The sequence below is a fragment of the Myxococcales bacterium genome, from assembly GCA_016717005.1.
In the GTDB taxonomy this organism is placed as follows: Bacteria; Myxococcota_A; Polyangia; order Haliangiales; family Haliangiaceae; genus UBA2376.
Map to the genome: position 1 here is coordinate 1,016,662 of JADJUF010000037.1, position 21,879 is coordinate 1,038,540.

The 21,879-nt window shown below is 74.5% G+C and carries 16 protein-coding genes and 2 pseudogenes; 4 read left to right on the top strand and 14 right to left on the bottom strand.

What is annotated here, in order from left to right:
• Positions 1-177: 177 nt before the first annotated feature.
• From IPL61_28060 to IPL61_28080, 5 genes are read right to left on the bottom strand one after another with little or no spacing between them, the layout of a single operon-like run.
• Entirely contained in the window at positions 178-882 is a 705-nt protein-coding gene (locus IPL61_28060; GenBank protein ID MBK9035075.1) for a hypothetical protein, read from the bottom strand.
• Positions 879-3,695 (bottom strand): dynamin family protein, encoded by a 2,817-nt coding sequence (locus IPL61_28065; GenBank protein MBK9035076.1) that lies wholly within the window; start codon positions 3,693-3,695, stop codon positions 879-881. Before IPL61_28065 ends, IPL61_28060 begins: the two co-directional genes overlap by 4 nt.
• On the bottom strand, positions 3,695-5,461 hold the full coding sequence (locus IPL61_28070) for a dynamin family protein (protein ID MBK9035077.1): 1,767 nt from the start codon (positions 5,459-5,461) through the stop codon (positions 3,695-3,697). The genes IPL61_28065 and IPL61_28070 overlap by 1 nt, the downstream gene beginning before the upstream one ends.
• Before the next feature lie 23 nt (positions 5,462-5,484).
• On the bottom strand, positions 5,485-6,357 hold the full coding sequence (locus IPL61_28075; GenBank protein ID MBK9035078.1) for a M48 family metallopeptidase: 873 nt from the start codon (positions 6,355-6,357) through the stop codon (positions 5,485-5,487).
• A gap of 17 nt (positions 6,358-6,374) precedes the next feature.
• Complete coding sequence (locus IPL61_28080) at positions 6,375-7,322, bottom strand: flippase-like domain-containing protein (GenBank protein ID MBK9035079.1); 948 nt, start codon at positions 7,320-7,322, stop codon at positions 6,375-6,377.
• 97 nt (positions 7,323-7,419) lie between these two features.
• On the opposite strand from IPL61_28080, the gene IPL61_28085 reads away from it, so the two are divergent.
• Positions 7,420-7,791: a response regulator gene (locus tag IPL61_28085; protein MBK9035080.1), complete on the top strand. Its 372-nt coding sequence runs from the start codon at positions 7,420-7,422 to the stop codon at positions 7,789-7,791.
• A gap of 88 nt (positions 7,792-7,879) precedes the next feature.
• Here IPL61_28085 and IPL61_28090 read toward each other — a convergent pair whose 3' ends face one another.
• Positions 7,880-10,204: an FHA domain-containing protein gene (locus tag IPL61_28090; GenBank protein MBK9035081.1), complete on the bottom strand. Its 2,325-nt coding sequence runs from the start codon at positions 10,202-10,204 to the stop codon at positions 7,880-7,882.
• A gap of 113 nt (positions 10,205-10,317) precedes the next feature.
• Here IPL61_28090 and IPL61_28095 point away from each other — a divergent pair.
• A pseudogene (locus tag IPL61_28095) lies at positions 10,318-10,979 on the top strand (fumarylacetoacetate hydrolase family protein).
• Positions 10,980-11,275: 296 nt separating this feature from the next.
• On the opposite strand, the gene IPL61_28100 reads toward IPL61_28095, so the two are convergent.
• From IPL61_28100 to IPL61_28110, 3 genes and pseudogenes are all read right to left on the bottom strand, one after another.
• A complete protein-coding gene (locus IPL61_28100) occupies positions 11,276-11,662 on the bottom strand; it encodes a hypothetical protein (GenBank protein ID MBK9035082.1) in 387 nt (128 codons plus the stop codon).
• Between the two features lie 1,363 nt (positions 11,663-13,025).
• Positions 13,026-13,190, bottom strand: a pseudogene (locus IPL61_28105) (DEAD/DEAH box helicase).
• Between the two features lie 74 nt (positions 13,191-13,264).
• On the bottom strand, positions 13,265-13,933 hold the full coding sequence (locus tag IPL61_28110; GenBank protein ID MBK9035083.1) for a bifunctional phosphoribosyl-AMP cyclohydrolase/phosphoribosyl-ATP diphosphatase HisIE: 669 nt from the start codon (positions 13,931-13,933) through the stop codon (positions 13,265-13,267).
• Positions 13,934-14,042: 109 nt separating this feature from the next.
• Here IPL61_28110 and IPL61_28115 point away from each other — a divergent pair, with 109 nt between their 5' ends.
• The gene (locus IPL61_28115; protein ID MBK9035084.1) at positions 14,043-14,630 is read left to right on the top strand and encodes a hypothetical protein; all 588 of its coding nucleotides are present in this window, start codon (positions 14,043-14,045) and stop codon (positions 14,628-14,630) included.
• Positions 14,631-14,928: 298 nt separating this feature from the next.
• On the opposite strand, the gene IPL61_28120 is transcribed toward IPL61_28115, so the two are convergent.
• The 5 genes from IPL61_28120 to hisB form a co-directional block, all read right to left on the bottom strand.
• Positions 14,929-15,936 (bottom strand): pirin family protein, encoded by a 1,008-nt coding sequence (locus IPL61_28120; protein ID MBK9035085.1) that lies wholly within the window; start codon positions 15,934-15,936, stop codon positions 14,929-14,931.
• A gap of 126 nt (positions 15,937-16,062) precedes the next feature.
• Positions 16,063-16,824 (bottom strand): imidazole glycerol phosphate synthase subunit HisF, encoded by a 762-nt coding sequence (hisF, locus tag IPL61_28125; protein MBK9035086.1) that lies wholly within the window; start codon positions 16,822-16,824, stop codon positions 16,063-16,065.
• Positions 16,824-17,546 carry a 1-(5-phosphoribosyl)-5-[(5-phosphoribosylamino)methylideneamino]imidazole-4-carboxamide isomerase gene (gene hisA / locus IPL61_28130; GenBank protein ID MBK9035087.1) on the bottom strand — a complete coding sequence of 241 codons (723 nt, stop codon included), beginning with the start codon at positions 17,544-17,546 and terminating at the stop codon, positions 16,824-16,826. The genes hisF and hisA overlap by 1 nt, the downstream gene beginning before the upstream one ends.
• A 531-nt stretch (positions 17,547-18,077) precedes the next feature.
• The gene (gene hisH, locus IPL61_28135; protein MBK9035088.1) at positions 18,078-18,686 is read right to left on the bottom strand and encodes an imidazole glycerol phosphate synthase subunit HisH; all 609 of its coding nucleotides are present in this window, start codon (positions 18,684-18,686) and stop codon (positions 18,078-18,080) included.
• The gene (gene hisB, locus IPL61_28140) at positions 18,683-19,288 is read right to left on the bottom strand and encodes an imidazoleglycerol-phosphate dehydratase HisB (GenBank protein ID MBK9035089.1); all 606 of its coding nucleotides are present in this window, start codon (positions 19,286-19,288) and stop codon (positions 18,683-18,685) included. Before hisB ends, hisH begins: the two co-directional genes overlap by 4 nt.
• Before the next feature lie 264 nt (positions 19,289-19,552).
• Between hisB and IPL61_28145 the strand changes: the two genes are divergently transcribed.
• A complete protein-coding gene (locus IPL61_28145) occupies positions 19,553-21,709 on the top strand; it encodes a DUF4157 domain-containing protein (GenBank protein MBK9035090.1) in 2,157 nt (718 codons plus the stop codon).
• The last annotated feature ends 170 nt before the right edge of the window (positions 21,710-21,879 follow it).

Genomic DNA, 21,879 nt, shown 5'->3' on the forward strand with positions numbered 1-21,879 from the left:
GGCGCGGCCTCGTCGTCGGAGCGCGGGCGCGAGGAGGACGTGGTCAGCGCGGGGCGCGCGCGGTCAGCGGGTCGGGCTGCGCGCGGCGGGCGACGCAGCGCCGGTCGCTCGCCGCGGTCGCGGTCGCGGCGCCCGCGTGGGTCGCGGTGGGTGGCGGCGGATCGATCGGGCGGGTGCTCACGCCGGCTGACCGCGGGTCCACGTGCGCCGGGCCTCGGCCGGGAGCCGGCCGTAGCGCCGCTGGTGCGCGTCGAGGAAGGCGCGGGTCGGCGGGTTGAGGTAGCCGCCGCCGGCGAGCTCGCCGAACTCGGCGAGGTAGCGCGCGGCGATCGCGGCGAACCGGCGGTCGCGCTCGTCCTTGGCGACGATCGACGCGGCCGCGACCGCGGCGTGACGGCCCTCGCCGCGATCGAACGCGCGCAGGTGCGGGTACTGGTCGCGCAGCGGCGTGAACATCTTGGCGCCATCGGCGATGATGCGCGCGCAGGTCGGCGCGCCGTCGATCAGCACCACCGCGCGCTCGCGCTCGAGCAGGTTGAGCTCACCCCGCTCGACCCGGGCGTCGATCTCATCGGCCTCGACCACCGCCACCGCGACGTACGGCGCGCGCGCGCGCACCAGCGCGGCCAGCGCGGCCCGACGCTCGATCGCGCCCTTGCCGGCGAGCTGCTTCGAGTCGCACACGCCGGCCCGGGTCAGCGCGCGGGCGGCGCTGGCGTCGAGGGCGACCGCGGCGACCACCATCGGGCCCAGGATCGGCCCGCGGCCGGCCTCATCGAGGCCGAGCGTCAGCGCGCCGCGGATCGTGGCGCCGACGCCGGGCAGGCCGAGCTGACCGTCGCGGCTCGCGGCGCCAGCGGCGCGGCGCGGGGCCCGGCTCACGGCGCCAGCCGCGCGGCCAGGGTCGCGAGCGCCAGCTCGAGCCCGACCTCGAGCTCGTAGGCGTCGAGATCGTTGCGGGCGGCGGCGCGATCGATCGCGCGACCGGCGTCGGCGAGCGCGCGCTGGCCGGCCCGCGCCAGCGGCTCGCCGACCAGCATCTCGAGATCGGGCGCGGCCCGGAACAGCGCGTGGTGGACGGTGTCGGGCTCGAGCGCGAGCTTGGGCAGGTCGTGCTTGAAGAAGCCGTCGACGGCGCCGCCGGCGAGGAACCCGGCGACGTAGGCGCGGGCGTAGGCCAGCGGCGCGGTCGCGGTCGCGATCGCGCGGTCGAGCTCGGCCGCGTCCGTGATGGTCGCGCGCAGCTCGGCGGCGACCTCGGCGGCGGCGGCGCGCAGCATGGCCTCGTAGCCGTCGGCCAGCAGGCCGACCAGGTAGTCGCGATCGGCGGTCGTCGCGCTGTGGCTGCCGAACGGCAGCTGGCGCGGGCGCACCAGCTCGATGACCTCGTGCGCGGCGCGGCGGTAGAGCTCGCTGACGGCGGTGGCGAGGGCCCGGCGGGCGCGCGCGACGACCGCCTCGGTCCAGCCCGCGGCGGCGGCGGCGACCCGGTCGCGGGCCGCGCGCTCGCCGTCGGCCCGGGCGGTGGCCTCGGCGCGGGTGGCCGCGAGCGTGGCCTGGGCGGTGGCGATCGTGGCGAGCAGGCGCCGGGCCACCGCGCCGCGCTTGATCGCGCGGGCCTGGGCGAAGAACCGCTCCTCGAGCGCGGTCGCGAGCGCGCCCCAGCCGCCGTCGTCGTCGCCGCCGGCGCGCTTCCACGCCAGCGCCGCGCGGGCCGAGAACGGCACGATGTGCTCGACCCGGTCGCCGAGCTGGTCGGCGACGTACGTGACGACCTCGCGGATGTCGTCGGCGCCGAGCTGGTCGCGCTTGTTGAGCACGCCGAGCACGCGCTTGCCCTCGGCCCGGATCGCGTCGAGCGCCTTGCGCTCGCTGGCCTTGCCGCCCTGACCGGCGGTGAACACCCAGACCACCGCGTCGGCGCGCGCGATGAACGCGCGGGCGGTGGCCTCGTGCTCGGGCAAGATCGAGTTGAGGCCGGGCGTGTCGATGATGTGGACCTTGGCCAGCGCGTCGAGCGGCAGCGCGATCTCGACCCGGTCGATCGTGCGGGCGTCGTCGTCGGACAGGTCGCGCAGGGCCGCGTGCAGCTCGTCCCACGCGAGCGACCGGGCGCTGCCGTCGGCGGCGACGATCCGGCCGCCGCGCTCGTGGCCGTACTTGACGACGTTGATCGTCGCGGTCGTCGGCGTGATGCCGGTGGCCGCGACCTCGTCGCCGATGAACGCGTTGACGAACGACGACTTGCCGCTCGAGAACTCGCCCATCACCGTGACCAGCAGCGGCTGCTCGAGCTCGGCCATCGCCCGCGCCACCGCGGCGACGTGCCCGGCCAGGTCGGCCCGCACCGCCAGGGCCCGGGCCAGCGCGTCGGCGAGGCGGCCGATGTCGTCGTCGTCGGGCACCGCCAGGCGGCGGGCCAGGACCTCGGCCAGCGCGGCGCGCGCCCGGCCCGAGGCCGGCGCCAGCTCGAGCGCGGCGCGGGCGGCGGCGACGGCGCCGTCGTGATCGCCTTGATCGGCGGCGGCGCGACACTCGACCAGCGCTAGCTCGACGTCGCGCGGGGCGCCGACCAGGAGCGCCCGGGCGGACCCGGCGTCGCCGCGCGCGCGCAGGTCCTCGGCCCGGGCCGCCAGCGCGATCGGTGCGTCGGGGCGCTGCGTCAGCAGATCGTTGGCCCACCGGACCGCGCGCTCGTGATCGCCGCCGACGTGGGCCGCGGTCACGGCGGCCGCGAGGGTCGTCGCGTCGGCGCCCAGCGCCAGCGCGCGCTCGTACGCGGTCAGCGCGGCGTGGGTGTCGCCCATGGCCACGGCCAGCGCGGCCAGGCGCGCGTGGATCTCGGGTCGGCGCGGCTCGAGCTCGAGCGCCTCGAGGTAGCGGTGGTGCGCGCCCGCGAAGTCGCGGGCGGCGAGCGCGGCGTCGCCGAGGCCCAGCCGCGCCGCGCCGAGCTGGCGCCGGGCCTCCGCCCCGTGGCCGGCCAGCGCCGCGTCGACCGCGCGCTCGAACAGCCGCGCGGCGTCGATGGCGCGGTGATCGGCGAGCGCCAGGCGCCCCAGGGCCAGGAGCGCCGGCGCCGGCGCCGGGTCGTGCGCGCTGGCCCGCTCGAGGTGCACGCGGGCCTCGTCGGCCGAGGTCCGCGGATCGGCCAAGAGCACCTCGCCGAGCAGCGCCCGCGCCAGCGGATCGTCGGGGGCCTCGGCCACCGCCTTGCGCAGATCGCGGACGGCCTTGTCGGGCTCGCCGAGCCCGCGCCAGGCCTGGCCCAGCGCGAGGTAGGCCGCCGCGAGCAGCGCCCGATCGCCGCCGGCGGCGTCGACGCCGCGCCCGAGCAGCAGGGTCGCGTCGGCCAGCTGGCCCAGCCCGACCAGCGCCCGGCCGTGGCCGATCAGCGCTTGGGCGTCGCCGGTCCGGACCGTCAGCGCCTTGGCGAACGCGGCCGCGGCCCGGTCGTCCTTGCCGCGCACCAGCTCGAGCTCGCCCAGCGCCAGCAGCGCGCCGGCGTGATCCGGCCGATCGGCCAGGAGCGCCTCGAGCAGCTCGGCGGCGCCGGCGTGATCGCCGGCCAGCGCCAGGTCCCGGGCGGCGTCGAGCTGGTCGCGGTAGCTGTCGAGGAACAGCTCGTCGACGGTATCCCCGGCCTTGCGGGCGACCCGCGACCACAGCGAGCGCAGCGTGTCGGCCGGCCCCGCCATCAGTCGTCGTTCGCGCCGGGCGGCAGCTTCCACAGATCGGTGCGGAGCTCGCCCAGGCCGATGCGCATCGCGCTGACCTGGGCGATCTGCTCGGCGGTCGCGGCCTGCAGCTCCTCGGCCTCGCCGCCGTGCTCGCGCCGATCGCTGATCGTCCGCTGCAGCACCTCGGAGATGCCCTTGTAGAGCGAGTTGCCGGCGGTCGTGACGAACTCGCGCAGCCGGGTCGCGAAGTCGTCGATGCACTTGTCGAAGTGCGGCCGCATCGCCGTGGCGGCGTGGAAGATCGCGCCGGGCACCTTCTCCTTGGCCTGGGCCCGGATGTCGCCGGCGATCTTCGACTTGAGGACGATCGCCAGGATCGGCGCCGCCAGGGTCAGCAGGCCGCCGGCGAGGACGTTGACGAAGATCATCACGCCGCCGAGCGCGCCGAGCGCGTAGACGCCGACGTCGTACTTGAAGCTGTCGACGTCGATGTCGATCCGGGCGTCGTCGGGGCCGAGCCGCTCGGCCAGCGCCGCCGAGGCCGCGGCCACGTTCTGGTTGGTGATCGTGATGACGTCCTCGGCCAGGCGCTCGAGCATCGCCGCCAGCTTGGCGCCCTCGAGCTCGGCCCACTCCTTGAACTTGTCCTCGATGAACGCCGGCAGGTAGCGCTTGATGTCGTCGGCGTCGACCGCGTCGAGCTGCGGCACCAGCGCCGTGACGAAGCCCTGGGCGAACGCGTCGAGATCGGCGCCGACGTGGGACTGGATGGCGTTGGCGTCGGCCTCGATCCGGATGTGGAGCTCGTCGAGCGTCTTCTTCGACGCGTCGAGCTGCTGCCGCACCAGCGCGACCCGCTCCTCGAGCTGCTCGATCGTCAGCGACCACGCCTTCTGGCGCACGTTCAGGTTCTGCTCGAGGTAGCCGGCGGTGCGGGCGGCGTCGACCGCGGCGTTGTCGAGCAGGATCCGGGCGCGGTCGCCGGCCAGGAACGTCTTCAGGTGCGCCATCAGCGTCGGCATGCCGCTGTCGTCGTCCTTGCGGATCAGCCACGACCGCGCCGACAGCGGGAACACCGGCGCCCCCGGCGCCAGCTTGGCGACGCCGTCCTTGACGTAGGCGGTGACCGCGGCGCGCTCGTCGTCGCTCAGCAGGTCCATCTTGCCGAGCACGAAGATCAGCCGCTCGCGGGTGCCGTCGAGCATGTGCGAGGCCAGGAACGTGCGCTCGCTGTCCTTGAGCGCCTGGCCGGCGTCGAGCAGGAACAGCACCGCGTCGGCGCGCGGCACGTAGCCGTACGTGACCTCGGCCCGCTGGTCGTTGAGGTCGTTGACGCCGGGGGTGTCGACCAGGACGACGTTGTCCTTGAGGATGTCGCACGGGTAGCCGAGCTCGACGTACGCCACCTCGCTGGCGTGGCCGCCGGTCACGGTGACCCACTCGCGGATCTCCGACGGCGTCAGGTCGACGTCGTCGCCGGTGTTCAGCACGACCCGCGCGTGCGGCTGGTCCGCGTACAGGACCTGGTTGATCGCCGCGGTCGTCGGCGTGATGCCGGTGGGCAGCACGTCGAGGCCGAGCAGCGCGTTCACGAACGTCGACTTGCCGTGGTTGAACTCGCCGAGCACGACGATGTGGAAGCGCTCGCCCTCGAGCTTGGGCACGCGGTTGACCCGGATGTCCCGGGCCAGCGTGGTCATCCCGACCGCGTCGGCGACGTCCGCGAGCTCGCGGTAGCGGGTGAGGACGGCGAGCTTGGTGTGCTGGTGCTGGTCGAGGAGCATGGGCCCTGCCGATCGTGCGGTGGCTAGAACAGGCTCAGCAGATCGGAGACCTGCTTGTCGATGGCGTCGGTCGAGGGCTTGTCGTCGGTCGGCGCGCCGCGGTGCTGGGCGTAGAGCGCGCCCTCGGCGAACGCCCGCAGCGCCGCGATCCGCTTGGGCAGGAGCGGGTGCGCGCGGAACATCTCGGTCAGGCGGCCGAGGCCCTTGGTGGCCGGGGGCTCGCGCAGGTACGCGGCCACGTCGAAGTCGACCGCCGCGTCGCCCATCGCCAGCTTGACCATCATCCGCAGCGTGGCCTCGAGATCGCGGGTCGCCAGGAGCGCGGCCCGATCGCAGGTGATCTCGGCGCGCCGGGCCCAGGCCCGCAGCGCCATCGTCGCCGGCTGCACCATCCAGCGCACGAACATCGCGGCGGCGTGGCTGACGTAGTGCAGCGCGGTCACGTACGGGACGTGGCCGTTCTGGATGTGCCCGAGCTGGTGGCCGATGGCCGCGGCCAGCTCGTCGTCGGTCAGGGTCGCGGGCAGATCGGTGCGGACGACCACGTAGGGCTGCTCGTCGGTGCCGAGCGTGGCCAGCGCCGCCGACCAGCCGACCGGGGCGACGTAGACCGACGGCGTGTCGAGGCCCAGGCCGGCGGCCGCGCGCTTGGCCGCGGCCCAGATCCGGGGCGCGCTCTCGGACGCCTTGGCCGCCTCGGCCAGGAGCTCGGCCCGGGCGCGGTCGTTCCACAACCGCGCGGTCGCCTCGATCGCCATGGTCACCGGGCGCGCGCCGATGAACGACCGCCGGAGCTTGCGCTCGCCGGCGAACGCGTAGCTCGCGCCGGTGTAGGCGCGGTGGACGACCTCGCCACGTCGCTCGTTGACGTAGCGGGCGAAGTCGAAGTCGATCATGTCGGCAGTATGCCCTATCAGGCCGGGTCCGGCCCGGCGCGGCGGCGGGCGATCACCAGCGCCACCAAGCCCAGCACGACGGCGAACCACAAGGTCGCGAGGCGGGTCAGGATCGTCGCGGCGGTGGCGGTGCCGCGATCGACGCCGGTGGCGTTGGCGACCAGGAGCAGGGTCATCGCGCCCTCGGTGACCCCGAGGCCGCCGGGCAGGAAGCTGAGCGCGCCGGCGATCGTGGTCGCGGCGTAGATCAGGAGCGCCAGGCCGATGCCGACCGACGCGCCCGGGAAGCCGCCGACGATCAGCGCGAAGCCCAGGCCCTCGCAGGCCCACGCCGCCACCGACAGCAGCGTCGACCACGCCAGGACGCGCGGCTGGGCCAGCGCGGCGAGGCCGTCGTAGACCTCGAGCAGCCGCGGGCGCAGCCGGGCCAGTCGCTTCGGCGTGGTCACCAGCTCGATGAACCACACGCCCAGCGCGCGCCACAGGATGAACGCCAGCCCGAGCGCGATCACCGCGCCGCACGCGACCACCACCTTGACCGCGACGCCGTAGAGCGCGACGCCGATCGCGGCCAGGCACATGAGCGCGATCAGATCGCTGACGCGCTCGGCGATGACCACCGCGGCGCTCGCGGCGATCGGCGTGCCCACGAGCCGGCGCAAGAGGTAGCTCTTGATCAGCTCGCCGAGCTTGCCGGGCGTGACGGCCATGCTGAAGCCGGCCACGAACACCAGCGCGCTGGTGCCGACCGGCACGACCAGCGCCCGGGTGCGCAAGTAGCCGTGCCAGCGCAGGAACCGCAGGACGTAGTTGCCCAGGGCCAGGGCCAGGGCCGCGCCGAAGGTGCCCCAGGCGAACCCGTCGAGGCGATCGCGGACCTGCCGGACGTCGCCGACGAGCGTCAGCGCGGCGATGACGGCGGCCACCGCGAGCACGAGCGTGACGATCCGGCGCGCGCTGGCCACCGGCGGGTTGTACCGGACTGGCCCGGGCGAGGCCACGTCGAGGACGGCCGATCGCCCGGCTTGACCGTGCCGCGCGTGCGCCTATACGGTCGGGGCCATGCCGAACGCCAAGACCCTGCTCGTGGTCGACGACGACCCCGAGATCGTGACGATGCTGTCGATGCGGCTCGAGTCGCGGGGCTACAAGGTCGTGACCGCCAGCGACGGCAAGGAGGCGCTGGCCGAGGCCAAGCGCCGGCGCCCGGCCCTGATCATCCTCGACGTGATGATGCCCAGCAAGAACGGCTGGGAGGTCGCGCGCGCGCTCAAGCAGGACCCGGTCACCGAGTCGATCAAGGTGATCATGCTGACCGCGATCGGCGCCAACGTGAACGAGCTGACGTCGCCCCTGTACGGCGCCGACGCCTACTTCGACAAGCCGTTCGACTTCACCCAGCTCGAGGCCAAGATCGCCGAGCTGCTGGCCTGAGAGGGGACGGTGTCAACCTTGTCAACTCCTGGCCGCGCCGGCCCCGGCGCGCGGCGCACCGAAAGATTGTCAAAGTTGACACCGTCCCCTATTCGTCGTCGTCGCGGCCGCTCGACGCGGCGCTGAGCAGCTTGAGCGCCTTGGCGTACCAGGGGCTCGAGCTGGGGACCATCTTGACGATCCGGCGCGCCAGGGACTTGGCGTCCTCGGGCTTGCTCTTCTGCAGCTTGAGCGCGGTGCCGTAGAACTCCCCGGCGCGGCTCTCGAGCGAGCGCCGCACGCCCTCGATCATCGCGCTGCCGCCGGCGCCGACGTTGACGGCGTCGTCGGCGGCGCTCTTGGCCAGCTCGTAGTTCTGCTTGGCCATGTACGACGCCGCGGCCTTGGGGGCGACCTCGGCGATCTTGTTGCGCATGAACTGCTGGTGCTCGCTGCCGACGCGACGATCGGCCGCCAGCGCCTTCTTGTACGCCGACAGCGCCTCGGTCGAGCGCGACGTGCTCATCGCCAGCGCGGCGTTGAGGTTCGAGCCGATCGAGTCGTAGTCGTTGGCGCGGGCCTTGAGGGCCTTGACCGTCGAGTCGGTGGACGTACCGATCGCCTCGCGGAGCGTGGCCGCGGCGGTCTTGAAGTCGCGGGACTTGTACTGGCCCTCGGCCTTCTTGGCGGCGGCGGCCAAGGCCTTGGTGGTGGCCGCTGGCTTGGCCGCGGTGGGCGTGTCGATGTCGAGCTTGCTCCCCGGCGAGGTGACCCGCGCGCGGTCGGGCTTGGGTGGCGTGACCCGCGTCGGCTTCGGTGGGACGGGCTTGGGTGGCGTGACCCGCGTGGGCGGCGGCGTCCGCACCGGCTGCGTCGCCGTGGGCGTCGGAGGTGGCGGTGCGGGCGTCGGCGTGACGGCGGGGGCAGGGGAGCCCTCGGGGGACGGCCGGTCGGGTGTGACGTCGGGGGCGACGTCGGAGGCCGGCCGGTCTGGGGCGACGTCTGGGGCGACGTCTGGGGCGACGTCGGGGGCGACGTCGGGGGTCGGCAGATCGGGAGTGACGGCGCGCGTCGGCGCCCGGACGTCGATGGTCCCCGCCGCCACATCGACGGGGCTCGGGGTGACCCCGCCGGGGCCGCCGCTGATCGCGACCGCGGCATCGGTGCCGGTCCCGGGGCTGCCGCCGGTCGCGCGCTGGTCGTTTCCGCCGAGGAGGGCACCGGCAGCCACCGTCGAGATCAACGCGACGGCGCCCATCGCGATCCAGATGCGGTTGCGGCCGCGGCGGGGCGGCGCCGCCAGGAACGGCGACATCGACGGGTACGCCCGCGGCTCGACCTGCGCGGTCGTGGTCATGGGGCGGATGCCCGCCGAGAACGGCACCGCGAGCGGGCCCGAGACGCCGCCGGGCGACATCGTCGGTGCGGTGTACGGCCCCGACATCGGCATCGCCACTGGGGCCGAGGGCGCGCCGGTGAGCGTCGCCGGGATCGGCGCGCTCAACACCCGCGGCGGCGGCGTGGCGGATGGCGGCGGCGCGACCGCCGCCGCGGTGGTCATGCGTGGCGGCGGCGGTGGCGTGGTGGCGGGGCGGCCGCGCATCGGCGGCGGCGGCGGCGTGGTGGCGGGGCGCGCGCGCGCCGGTGCGCGATCACGCACCGGCGCGGTCACCGACGCTGGCCGGTGGCGGGGCGGCTCGACCACGGCGGCGGCGGCGACGTGGGACGCGCGGACCGGCGGCTTGCCCGCGACGGTCGCGGCCTCCTCCTCCTGCTGGCCCCATCCGGCGAGCGACGGCTGGTGCGCGCTCGGTAGGTGATCGAACCGGAAGACGGTGTTGCCGATCTCGACCCGGTCGGCGTGGTGGAGCTGGCAGCGGCCGTCCTCGAGCCGATCGTTGATCAGCGTGCCGTTGCCGGAGCCGTTGTCGTGGACGACCCACGCGGCGCCGTCCCACGACAGCACCAGGTGCTTGCGCGACACCGCGATGTCGGTGAGGACCACGTCGTTGTCGACGGCGCGGCCGATGCGGACCTCGGTGCCCGAGCGCAGGTCGAACACGCGGCCCTGATCGGGCCCGGCCACGACTACCAGCTTCGCGGCGGCGGCGGGGTCGGGCGCCTGCGGCGACTTCACCAGGTGCAGCGGCGGCAGCGGCCGCGCCTGATCCTCGATGGTCGACTCCTCGACCACCGCGCTGCGCTTGCCCGAGGTCGACTGCTCGGCGACCGTGGTGCCGTCCTCCCACTGCTCCTCGATCGAGCTCGAGGCGGCGATCGGCGTCGGCGCCTCGTCGGCGGCCGCGGTCGGCGCCGGCTCGATCGTGGTGCGATCCTCCTCGAGATCGTCGAGGCCCCCGCCCGCACCCGCGCCGCCCGCGAGCACAGACAGGTGCGCCGGGGCACGGCCTGACGAGCTCGGACCACGTGCCATCGTCTGGAATTCTACGGGGCCGCGCGCCGAGATTCAACGATGGTGGAATTTCCGTGCCTACCTGGGCCTACCTGTCTCCGTCGACGGCACGCGATCGTGGTACCCCATCGGGCATGGAGCTCCCCTGGATCGATGGCGCCGCGCTCGTCGAGGCGCGGCGGTTCGCGCCGTCGAAGATCATCGGCATCGGCCAGAACTATCGCGCCCACGCCGTCGAGATGGGCAAGGGCATCCCGTCCGAGCCGCTGGTGTTCCTGAAGCCGCCGTCGGCGCTGCTCGCTCCGGACCAGGCGATCGAGCGTCCGGCCGGGTACGCTCGGGTCGACTACGAGGGCGAGCTGGGCGTGGTCATCGGCCGGCGCGCGCGCGCCACGTCGGGGTCGACGACGCGCTCGCGTGCGTCGCCGGCTACGTGTGCGTCAACGACGTGACGGTGCGCGACCTCCAGGCCAAGGACGGGCAGTGGGCCCGGGCCAAGGGCTTCGACACGTTCTGTCCGGTCGGGCCGCGCGTGGTCGCGGGCCTCGACCCGCGCGACCTGCGCATCACCACCCGCGTCAACGGCGCGGTCAGGCAGGACTCGCGCACGTCGGACCTGATCTTCGACGTCGCGACGTTGATCGCGTTCGTGTCGCGGCACATGACGCTCGAGCCCGGCGACCTGATCTCGACCGGCACGCCGGCCGGCGTCGGCAACCTCGAGGTCGGCGACGTCGTCGAGGTCGAGATCGAGGGCGTCGGCGTGCTGCGCAACCCGGTGGTCGCCGCGCGGTGACGGCCACGCCGGTGCTCGGGCATGGCGCGGACGTCGGCGCCGGCGCGCTCGTGGCGCACTTCGCCGCGCGGTGACGGCCACGCGGGTGCTCGGGCAAGGCGCGGACGTCGGCGCCGCGGTCGCGATCGCGGCGCGCCGCGCGGTGCCGGCCGCGCGAGTGCTCGGGCAAGGCGCGGACGTCGGCGCCGCGGTCGCGATCGCGGCGCGCTTCGCGGCGCGGTGCCGGCCGCGCGGGTGCTCGGGCAAGGCGCGGACGTCGGCGCCGCGGTCGCGATCGCGGCGCGGGAGGTCGTCGCCTACGTGGTCGCGCTCCCGGGCGGGTCGCCGCGCCACCAGCGCCGCACCTGCTCGATCGACGCGGTCCGCGGCAGCCCGGGTGGCAGCGCGTCGAGCAGGTGGCGCCCGTACGCGCGGCCGACCACGCGCGGGTCGAGGATCGCGACGATGCCGCGGTCGTCGCGGCGCCGGATCAGTCGGCCGAAACCCTGCTTGAGCGCGATCGCGGCCTGCGGCAGCTGCAGCTCGGCGAACGGATCGCCCCCGCGCGCGGCGACCGCGGCGGCGCGCGCGGCGATCAGCGGATCGGTGTGGGGCGCGAACGGCAGCTTGTCGATCACCACCAGCGACAGGGCGTCGCCGGGCACGTCGACGCCCTCCCAGAACGAGCCGGTGCCGAGCAGCACGGCGCCGGGCGTGGCGCGGAAACCGATCGACGAGCGTCGCGCGCGGGCCGTCGCCCTGGCGCAGGAGCGGGTACGGCAGCTTGGCGAGCAGCCGGCCGGCCGCCTCGAGCGCGCGGTGGCTGGTGAACAGCAGGAACGCGCGGCCGCCGGTGATCGCGCACAGCTCGGCGGCGCGGACCGCGACCTCGGGCGGCAGGCCGTCGCCGCTCGGCGGCGGCAGATCGTGGGGCACGTACAGGAGCGCCTGGCGCGTGTAGTCGAACGGCGACGCCACCGCCAGCTCGTCGACCTCGTCGACGCCGAGCCCGAGGCGGTGGCGGGTGTAGGCGAAGCCGGTCGAGGTCGCGAGCGTGGCCGAGGTGAAGATCGCGGTCGCGCCGCCCTGGACCACGTGGCGCCGGACCAGATCGGCGACCGACACCGGCGCGGCCGACAAGGTCGCGGCGCCGGCCCGGGTCTCGCCCCAGTAGACGTGGGCGCGGTGGCGCTGCTCGGCCAGCTCGGCCAGGTCGTCGCGGGTCATCCGGGCCCGGCGCGCGATCGCGTTGACCTGCTCGCGCCGGGCGGCGGCGCGCTCGTCGTCGTCGTGGTCGGGCGGCGGCGGCAACGCCTCGAGGTCGCAGGTTCGGGCCAGATCCTCGAGGGCGCTGTCGAGCGCGAACCAGCCCTCGCGCAGCGCGCCGCCGGCCAGGAGCTCGGCCGGCAGCGGCACGCGGCCGCCGTCGCTGCCCAGCGCCACCAGCGCGCGGCGCACGTCGGCGAAGAACGCCGCCGAGGTGCGCTCGACCTCGGCCAGGATCGCGTCGTGCCCGCCGGTGAACAGATCGCCGCGCAGCACCGCGTGGGCCTCGCGCACCAGCGCGCCGACCCGGGCGGTCGAGACCCGCAGCCCGAAGTGCTCGGTGGCGACGTCCTCGAGCTGGTGGGCCTCGTCGAAGACCACCGCGTCGTGATCGGGCAGCACCCGCGCGCCGGGGTGGATCGCGCGCAGCGCCAGATCGGCGAAGTACAGGTGGTGGTTGACGAGGATCAGATCGGCGTCGACCGCGGCGCGGCGCGCGGCGGTGACGAAGCAGCGCTCGAAGTACGGGCACCGCGGCCCCAGCCGGGCCTCGGGCGTGGTCGTGACCTCGGCCCAGACCGGCGCGCCCTCGGCGATCTCGTCGACCTCGGCGCGATCGCCGGTGGTGGTCTCGGTCGCCCACGCCAGCACGCGGTCGAGGTCGGCGGAGCGCCGGCCGTCGAGGCGACGATCGTGGCGCAGCTCGTCGAGCTTGCGCCGGCACAGGTAGTTGCTGACGCCCTTGACGGTCGCGGCCGCGAAGCTGCGCCCGAGGATCTGCCGCACCAGCGGCAGGTCGTGGCGCACGATCTGATCCTGCAGCGCGCGGGTCCCGGTCGACACGACCACGCGCTTGCCCGACTCGAGCGCGGGCACCAGGTACGCGAGCGTCTTGCCGGTGCCGGTGCCGGCCTCGACCAGCAGCGGGCGCGCGTCGGTCAGCGCGGTCGCGATCGCCGCCGCCATGCGCCGCTGCTCGGGCCGATCCTCGAAGTGTGGGATCGCCGCCGCGAGGCTGCCGCCGGGGGCGAGGACCGTGCTCACGTCGCCTTGGGCGCGCGCGCGGCCTTCTCGTCGTGACCGCTGACGCCGAACCGGCGCCCGAGCTCGTGCCAGACGTCGGCGACCGGGACGTCGCACGCGGCCAGCCCGACCAGCACGTGGAACAAGAGGTCGGCGGTCTCGTGGACGATCTTGTGCGGGTCGCGGGTCGGCGCCGCCAGCTCCTCGGCGAGCTCGCCGTGCTCCTCGGCGATCTTGCCGAGGATCTTCGGGACGCCGCCGTCGAGCAGCGCGCGCGTGTAGCTCCGTGTCGCGGTCGCGGCCTTGCGCTCCTCGATCACCTGGGCCAGCCGATCGACCACGTGCGCGGGTGGCGCGCCGTCGTCATCAGCCGCGGCGGTGTGAAAGAAGCAAGCGGTCGTACCGGTGTGACAGGTCGGGCCGTCGGGACGGACGCGCACGAGGATGGCGTCGTGGTCGCAGTCGACGCGGAGCTCGACCACGCGCAGCACGTGGCCCGAGGTCTCGCCCTTCTTCCACAGGGCCTGGCGCGAGCGCGACCAGAAGTGGACGAGGTCGGTGTCGACGGTGAGTCGCCACGCGTCGCGGTTCATCCACGCGAGCATGAGGACGGTGCCGCGATCGGCGTCCTGGACGATGGCGGGGGCGAGGCCACGGTCGTCCCAGGCGGGCTCAGGCAAGGGCATGCCCGGTTGTCGAGGGACGCGCCTGCGAAGTCAACTTCGCAGTGAGTACAGCGATCGCCGGTGTCGGGTGATTCTCAAGCGCGCGGGTCCTCGCTATGGTGTTCGCAACGTGAGCTCGAGCGAGTACCGGCCACCCGGTCGCCCTGCACCGACCGCGAACGGCCTCGAGCATGAGGATCCGCTCGCCCGCGACCCCGGCGACGAGCCGGGGCTCGCGCTGGGGAGCTTGCGTCAGCCGCGGGTCGCGGCGCCCGCCGAGCTCGAGCCCCACGCGCCCCACGATCCCGCGATGACGCGTGCGCCGACCGAGCCGATGCCGCCCGAGTTGCTCGCGATCGCGGTCGCGCGCGCGGTCGGTACGGATCCGCCGCCGCTGCGGCAGCGCTTGCCGGCGCCGGCGGCGTCGACGATGGTGGTCGTGCCGATCGCACCGCCGGCGAGCGCGACGAGCGCCGCGCGCGCCGCGAGCACGCCGCCCGACGCGCCCCGGATGCCACGCGCGTCGACGCCGTCGCCGGTCGCGGCGTCGACCGAGCCACCGACCGCGCGCATGGTCGCGTTCGGCAACACCACCATCTTGCTGGTGCCCGCCGGTGACCGGATCGCGCTGGTGGTGCCGGGCGTGCTGCGCCTGACCGCGACCCGCGCCGAGGCGCTGGCCCTGGCCGAGGTGCTGCGCGCCGTGGCCCAGCCCTGACTCCAGGCGCCTCGCGCGGCCCGCTCCGTGACGGTGCCGCGGCCCTCGGGCTATTCGGTGGCCTGTCTGTGACCCCCGTCGCCGGTCCACCCGACGTCGCCGGTCCAGCGGTCACCCGACGTCGCCGGTCCAGCGGTCACCCGACGTCGCCGGTCCAGCGGTCACCCCACGTCGGTTCAGCGCTCACCCCATGTCGCCGGTCTGCACCGAAGCGCGACGGCGCGCCACGGACACCGCGAGTCACCGTCGCGCAGGCCTGGGTTCGACCCGAAGCCCGACAGAGCCTGAGGCCGAGTGCCTACCGTCGCTCGACCGAGCCGTCGGGGCGGCGCGCGAACCGGCCGGCGTCGCGGGCGTGCACCGGGTCGGGCGTCGGCCACGGCCAGCCGCCGAACTGCGTGCGCCGATAGTCAGCGAAGGCCTGGTGGATCTCCTGGGCCGAGTTCATGACGAACGGGCCGTACTGCACCACCGGCTCGCCGATCGGGCGGCCCTGCAGCATGAGCAACTCGGCCGGCGCGTCGCCGTTGACGATCGTCACCGCCGGCGCGTGCGCCCACGACAGCGCGCGCTCGCTCGGCACCGCGGTGCCGTCGACGGTGGCGCCGGCGCCGGCGAAGAAGTAGAGCGCGCGGCGGGCGCCGGCCGGTCCGGCCGGCAGCGTCACCTCGGCGCCCGGCGTCATCGCCAGGGTCCAGATCGCCACGCCGCTGGCGGGATCGGCCGCCCACGACGCTGGCGGCGGCGGCGGCGACTCGGGATCGCCGGCCACGAGCACCAGCTCGCTGGTGCGCCCGGCACCGTCGGTGATCGTCCGCCGCGGGATCGTGTCGTGCCACAGCATCGTGAAGTGCGGCTCCGCCATCTTGCTGGCGCGCGGCAAGTTGAGCCAGATCTGGAACAGCTCGGCCGGGTTGTCCTGCTCGCGCTCGAGCAGCGGGAACATCTCGCAGTGGACGACGCCGCGGCCGGCGGTGAGCCACTGCACGTCGCCGCCGCCGAAGCGCGCGGTCGCGCCCAGCGAGTCGGAGTGATCGATGAACCCGCGCCGGGCGATCGTCACGGTCTCGAAGCCGCGGTGCGGGTGGGCCGGGAAGCCGGGCACGACCTCGCCGTGGTACATGCTCCAGCCGTCCTGGCCGCTGAAGTCGGAGCCGAGCGCGCGCCCGGTCAGCGGCGTCGCCGGCGCCATGCGCGCGTCACCGCGCGGGTAGGCGTCGCGGTGGTGGACGCAGAAGAGGAACGGATCCGCGGTCACCCACGGGAACCCCAGCGGCTTGACGTCGAACTCGGGCATGCCCGCCATCGTGGGTCGGCCCCGGGGACGCGGCAAGGCGCGCTGGTGGAACGGAGCGTTGTCGCGGCGCGCGGCGGGGGCGTGGTGCGGGGGCGTGGTGCGGGGGCCGAGCGCGTGCGGCGCGCGCGTCCGCGATCACACCACCCGGACGGGCAGGTAGCGGCTGGCCAGGTAGGCCTTGGCCTCAGCGATCGTGTGGTGGCCGTAGTGGAAGATCGACGCCGCCAGGACCGCGTCGGCGCCGCCGACCGCGAGGCCGTCGGCCAGGTGCGCGAGCGTGCCGACGCCGCCCGAGGCGATCACCGGCACCGACACCGCGTCGACGACGGCGCGCACCAGCTTGAGGTCGTAGCCGGCGCGCGAGCCGTCCTGGTCCATGCTGGTCAGCAGGATCTCGCCGGCGCCGCGCGCGGCGACCTCGCGGCACCAGGCCAGCGCGTCCCGGCCGACCGGCGTGCGGCCGCCGTGGCTGTAGACCTCCCAGGTGCCGTCGCCGCGGCGCTTGGCGTCGACCGCGACCACGATCGCCTGATCGCCGAAGCGGGCGGCGGCCTCGTCGATCAGCCCGGGCGTGTGCAGCGCCGCGGTGTTGATCGAGACCTTGTCGGCGCCGGCCAGCAAGAGCGCCTCGACGTCGGCGACCGCGCGCACGCCGCCGCCCACGGTCAGCGGCACGAACACGCACGCGGCGGTGCGCTCGACGACGTCGACGATCGTGGCCTTGCCGTCAGGCGAGGCCGAGATGTCGAGGAAGCAGATCTCGTCGGCGCCCTCGGCGTCGTAGCGCTGGGCCTGCTCGACCGGGTCGCCGGCGTCGCGCAGGTCGACGAACGCGGTGCCCTTGACGACGCGGCCGTCCTTGACGTCGAGGCAGGGGATGACCCGGCGCGCCAGCATCAGGTGCCCTCGCGGCCGGCGGCGATCGCCTCGGCCAGGGTGAAGCGCGCGTCGTAGAGCGCGCGGCCGACGACGACCGAGCCCAGCCCCGCGGCGGCCAGCGCCCGCAGGTGATCGAGCGTGGCCACGCCGCCCGAGGCGATCACGTCGATCGACACCGCGGCGGCGAGCGCGGCCGTGGCCGCGACGTTGGGGCCGGCGCCGGTGCCGTCGCGCGCGACGTCGGTGTAGAGCAGCGCGGCCGCGCCCCAGGCCGCGGCCTGGCGGCCCAGCTCGACCGCGGTCACGTCGGCGGCCTCGACCCAGCCCTCGACCGCGACCACGCCGTCCTTGGCGTCGACCGCGACGACGACCCGGCCTGGCAGCGCCTCGCACAGCGCGCGCACCATCGCCGGGGCCTTGACCGCCGCGGTCCCCAGCACCACGGCCGCGGCGCCGGCGTCGAGCACCGCGCGCGCGGTCGCGGCGTCGCGGATGCCGCCGCCGACCTGCACCGGCACCGGGCTGGCCGCGCACACCCGCGCGATCACGTCGGCGTGGCGGCGGGCGCCGTCGAAGGCGCCGTCGAGGTCGACCACGTGGATGCGCTCGGCGCCGCCGGCGACCAGCTCGCCGACCAGCTCCTCGGGGTGCTCGCGGTAGACGGTGACGTCGTCGCGCCGGCCCTCGCGCAGGCGCACGGCCTTGCCGCCGAGGAGGTCGATCGCGGGGATGATCTTCATGACGCCCCGAACGCCGCGCGCAGGTCGAGCCCGGCGCGCTGGCTCTTCTCGGGGTGGACCTGGCACGCGAACACGTTGCCGGCATCGAACGCGGGGATGATCCTCATGACGCCACGAACGCCGCGCGCAGGTCGAGCCCGGCGCGCTGGCTCCGCTCGGGGTGGACCCGGCACGCGAACACGTTGCCGGCATCGAACGCGGGGATGATCCTCATGACGCCACGAACGCCGCGCGCAGGTCGAGCCCGGCGCGCTGGCTCTGCTCGGGGTGGACCTGGCACGCGCACACGTTGCCGGCATCGAACGCGGGGATGATCTTCATGACGCCACGAACGCCGCGCGCAGGTCGAGCCCGGCGCGCTGGCTCTGCTCGGGGTGGACCTGGCGCGCGAACACGGCGCTGGCATCGATCGCGGGGATGATCTTCATGACGCCACGAACGCCGCGCGCAGGTCGAGCCCGGCGCGCTGGCTCTGCTCGGGGTGGACCTGGCGCGCGAACACGGCGCTGGCATCGATCGCGGGGATGATCTTCATGACGCCACGAACGCCGCGAGCAGGTCGAGCCCGGCGCGCTGGCTCTTCTCGGGGTGGAACTGGCACGCGAACACGTTGCCGGCGCGGATCGCCGCGCAGAACGGCGCGCCGTGATCGCTCGACAAGACGACCAGCGCGGGGTCGTCGGGCACCGCGTAGAACGAGTGCACGAAGTAGTAGTGGGTCTGGGCGTCGAGGTCGCGCAGCAGCGGATCGGGCGCGTGCTGGACGATCCGGTTCCAGCCCATGTGCGGCACCTTGATCGCGTGGTCGGTCGGCCGGAACCGCACGACCTTGCCCGGCACCAGCGCCAGCCCGCGCACCGGGCCGTGCTCCTCGCTCTCGTCGAACAGCACCTGCAGCCCCAGGCAGATGCCCAGGTACGGCACGCCCTGATCGATCGCCGTGCGGATCGGCGCCTCGAGGCCGCGCTCGACCAGGCCGCGCATGAACGGCGCGAACGCGCCCTGACCGGGCACGACCACCTTGGTCGCGGCCGCGACCACGTCGGGATCGCGGGTGACGACCACGTCGCCGCCGACCGTGGCCAGCGCCTTGGCGACCGAGCGCAGGTTGCCGCCGCACACGTCGACGATCGCGATCACGTGGTCAGCGTCCCCTTGGTCGACGGCACCGCGCCGCCCGCGCGCGGATCGATCCGCGTCGCCTGATCGAGCGCCTTGGCCAGCGCCTTCCAGACGCACTCGATCACGTGGTGCGGGTTGCCGCCGTACTGCAGGAGCACGTGCAGGTTGCACTCGGCCTTGATCGCGAACGCGGCCCAGAACTCCTTGGCCAGCGCGCAGTCGAACGTGCCGATCCACTTGCCGTCGAGCCCGGCGACGTTCCACACGAACGCCGGCCGACCCGAGAAGTCGATCGCCGCGGTCACCAGGGTCTCGTCCATCGGCAGGGTCGCCCAGCCGTAGCGAGCGATGCCGGCGCGGTCGCCCAGCGCCTCGCGGAACGCCTGGCCCAGCACCAGCCCGATGTCCTCGACGGTGTGGTGCGCGTCGATCTCGATGTCGCCGCGGGCCTTGATCGCGAGGTCGAACAGCCCGTGCCGCGCCAGCGCGTCGAGCATGTGGGTCAGAAACGGCACCGGCGTGTCGAGCGTCCGAGCGCCCGCGCCATCGAGGGCGAGGTCGACGACGATCTGGGTCTCGCGGGTGTTGCGCTCGACGCGGGCGGTTCGCGGGGCAGCCACGGCCCCCTTCTAGCACAGCCGCCCGCGCCTGCCGGGGTTTGCCAGCGGGCCGATCCTGGCGGGGTGCGGCGAACCCGCGCACAGGACGGAGCGCCGGCGTGACGTCGGCGGGGCGCGGGGCGCGATCCTGGCGGGGCGCGGCGAACCCGCGCACAGGACCGACCGCAGGCCGCCGTGGTGTCGCCGGGTTGCGGCGCTCCGACGGATTCTCGGTCACGGCCTGGTGGTGCCTGACTCTCACGAAGTGAAGGGGACCTCGCCACCATGGACCAGCAGCTCTACCGTCAGCACGGCCTCGACCACGACCTCGATCAGGACACCGCCAACAAGGGCGGGCCCGGGAAATCGAGCCTGACCTCCCGGTTGACGCCGGCGCCGCAGGTGGTGTTCCGGGTCGCCGACCCCGAGACCGCGCGCGCGCTGGGCGAGTCGCTCAGCGGCGGCACCCGCGCGCGCATCCAGCGCGAGGCCGACGGCGCGGTCGGGGGCCGCGACGGCAACGGGGTCGCGGTCGACGCCGAGGCCGCGGTCGATCGCGCGTCGTCATCGAACGGCGCGCCGCTGCCGACCAGCGTCCAGCGCCAGTTCGAGGGCTCGCTCGGCGCCGACCTGTCGAGCGTCCGCGTCCACACCGGCAGTGAATCGGCCCAGGCCGCCCACGCCGTCGGCGCCAAGGCCTACACGGTCGGCCAGGACATCCACTTCGCCGCGGGCCGCTACCAGCCCGAGGATCCGTTCGGCATGCACCTGCTCGCGCACGAGGTCGCCCACACCGTCCAGCAGGCGGGCGGCGCCCAGCGGCGCCAGCACAAGCTCGAGGTCTCGACCCCGCAGGACGCCGCGGAGCACGAGGCCGACCGCGCCGCGGACGCGATGGTGCGGGGCGCGCCGGCGCCGATCGCGCTCGCGCCTGGCCGAGGTCTCGCCCGCGACCCCGACGACGAGCTGCCCGACACCTACGACGACATGAAGAAGAACTCCTCCGCGGCGGAGAAGGACGCCGCGAAGTCGAGCGGCTTCGTCCAGACCGGCAAGCTGAGCACGATCAACGACAGCGCCGCGGCGCAGAAGGCGATCGGGGACATCGACGGCACCCAGGCCGCGGTCATCGACGGCGAGTCCGCGGGGCTCTCGGAGTGGCAGGGGGCGTCGTCCAAGAACATCGCGGCCAAGGCCGCGCTCGAGGACTTCGTCGCGCAGAACGACGTGCAGAACACGGCCGTGACCAACTTCCGCAGCCAGTACCAGCTCGTGATCACCGACTACGCCCGCCTGGAGGCGTCGGCCGGCACCTTCATGGCCGCGAACATGGGTGCCAAGCCGATGAAGGGCGACCAGGCCACGAACATGGCCAAGTCGCTCGAGCTCACCGGTGGCGACCGCGATCTGATGAAGGAGAAGGTGGCGGACGGCGGGCCGCTGCACGCGGTCTGGGCCAAGGCGCGCGACACCAAGAACGCGCTCAAGGCCAAGAGCGGCAACATGGCCTCCGCCCAGACGCGGATGATCGCCGGAATGCAGAACGTCGCGGCCAAGCAGATGCAAGCGAACGCCGGCGTGCACGCCGCCACGACGTCCGACGACGACAAGAAGAAGGCGCTCGACGCGGTGAAGAAGCAGATCTCCGACGCGAAGGGCGCGTGGGACGCGATCAACAAGGTCGTGGGCAAGCCCGCGAGCGCGGCCGCGGACAAGGTCCTGCCCGGCGCCGGCGCCGCCGTCGACAAGGCCCTGCAGCAGGTGCCCGCGCTGATCGACGCCTGGCACGCCAAGGCCCTCGCCGCGGCGTCGATCGCCAACGCGAACAGCGAGAAGCTCAACGAGCTGCGCGCGGTCGCGGCCGCGCAGGAGGAGGCCGCGGCGGCGTCGACCTCGCTGAAGGCCGACGCGATGGAGTACTCCAACCTGGCCGCCGAGGTGGCGCAGCTCCGCAGCGACCTCGAGAACGACATGAAGAACCTCGGCCAGAACCTCGACAAGACGATGGTGACCGGCAACAAGGCCTACGCGCAGATCACCAAGCTGACCGGCGACCTGGTGCGGTTCACGTCGCAGGCCAACGCGACGCTGGCGATCGGCAAGCAGGAGCAGACCCAGGCCAAGGCCGTGAAGGAGAAGACCAACGTCCTGGTCAGCAAGGACACCGGCAAGGGGATGCCGTGGTACTCGGCGCGGCCGCGGTCGGCGCTCGAGATCGAGGCCGGCGTCCACAAGGCGTGGAAGGACGTGCTCGTGTGGAACCAGCTGGGCTTCACCGCCTACGCTGGCAACCGCGACAAGGGCGGCGGGGGCTCGGCCCGGGGTGAGGGCGGAGCCAACGAGAACGTCGACGAGGCGGTCGCGTCGATCGAGAAGATCATCGGTCAGGCGACCCAGCTCGAGACCAGCCTGAACAACTACCTGTTCAACGTCGTGGACTGAACGAGCGGCGCGGCCGGCGCGGCCGGCGCGGCCGGGCGGGGGCGGTGGTGGGGCGCCGCGCGGGCAGGACGGCGGGCCGCGGCGGGGACGTCACGTCACGTCGGCGCGTGACGTCGGTGGTGACGTCGGCGCGGGACGCGCGCGGGTCTTCGGCCGCACCGGTCTTCGGC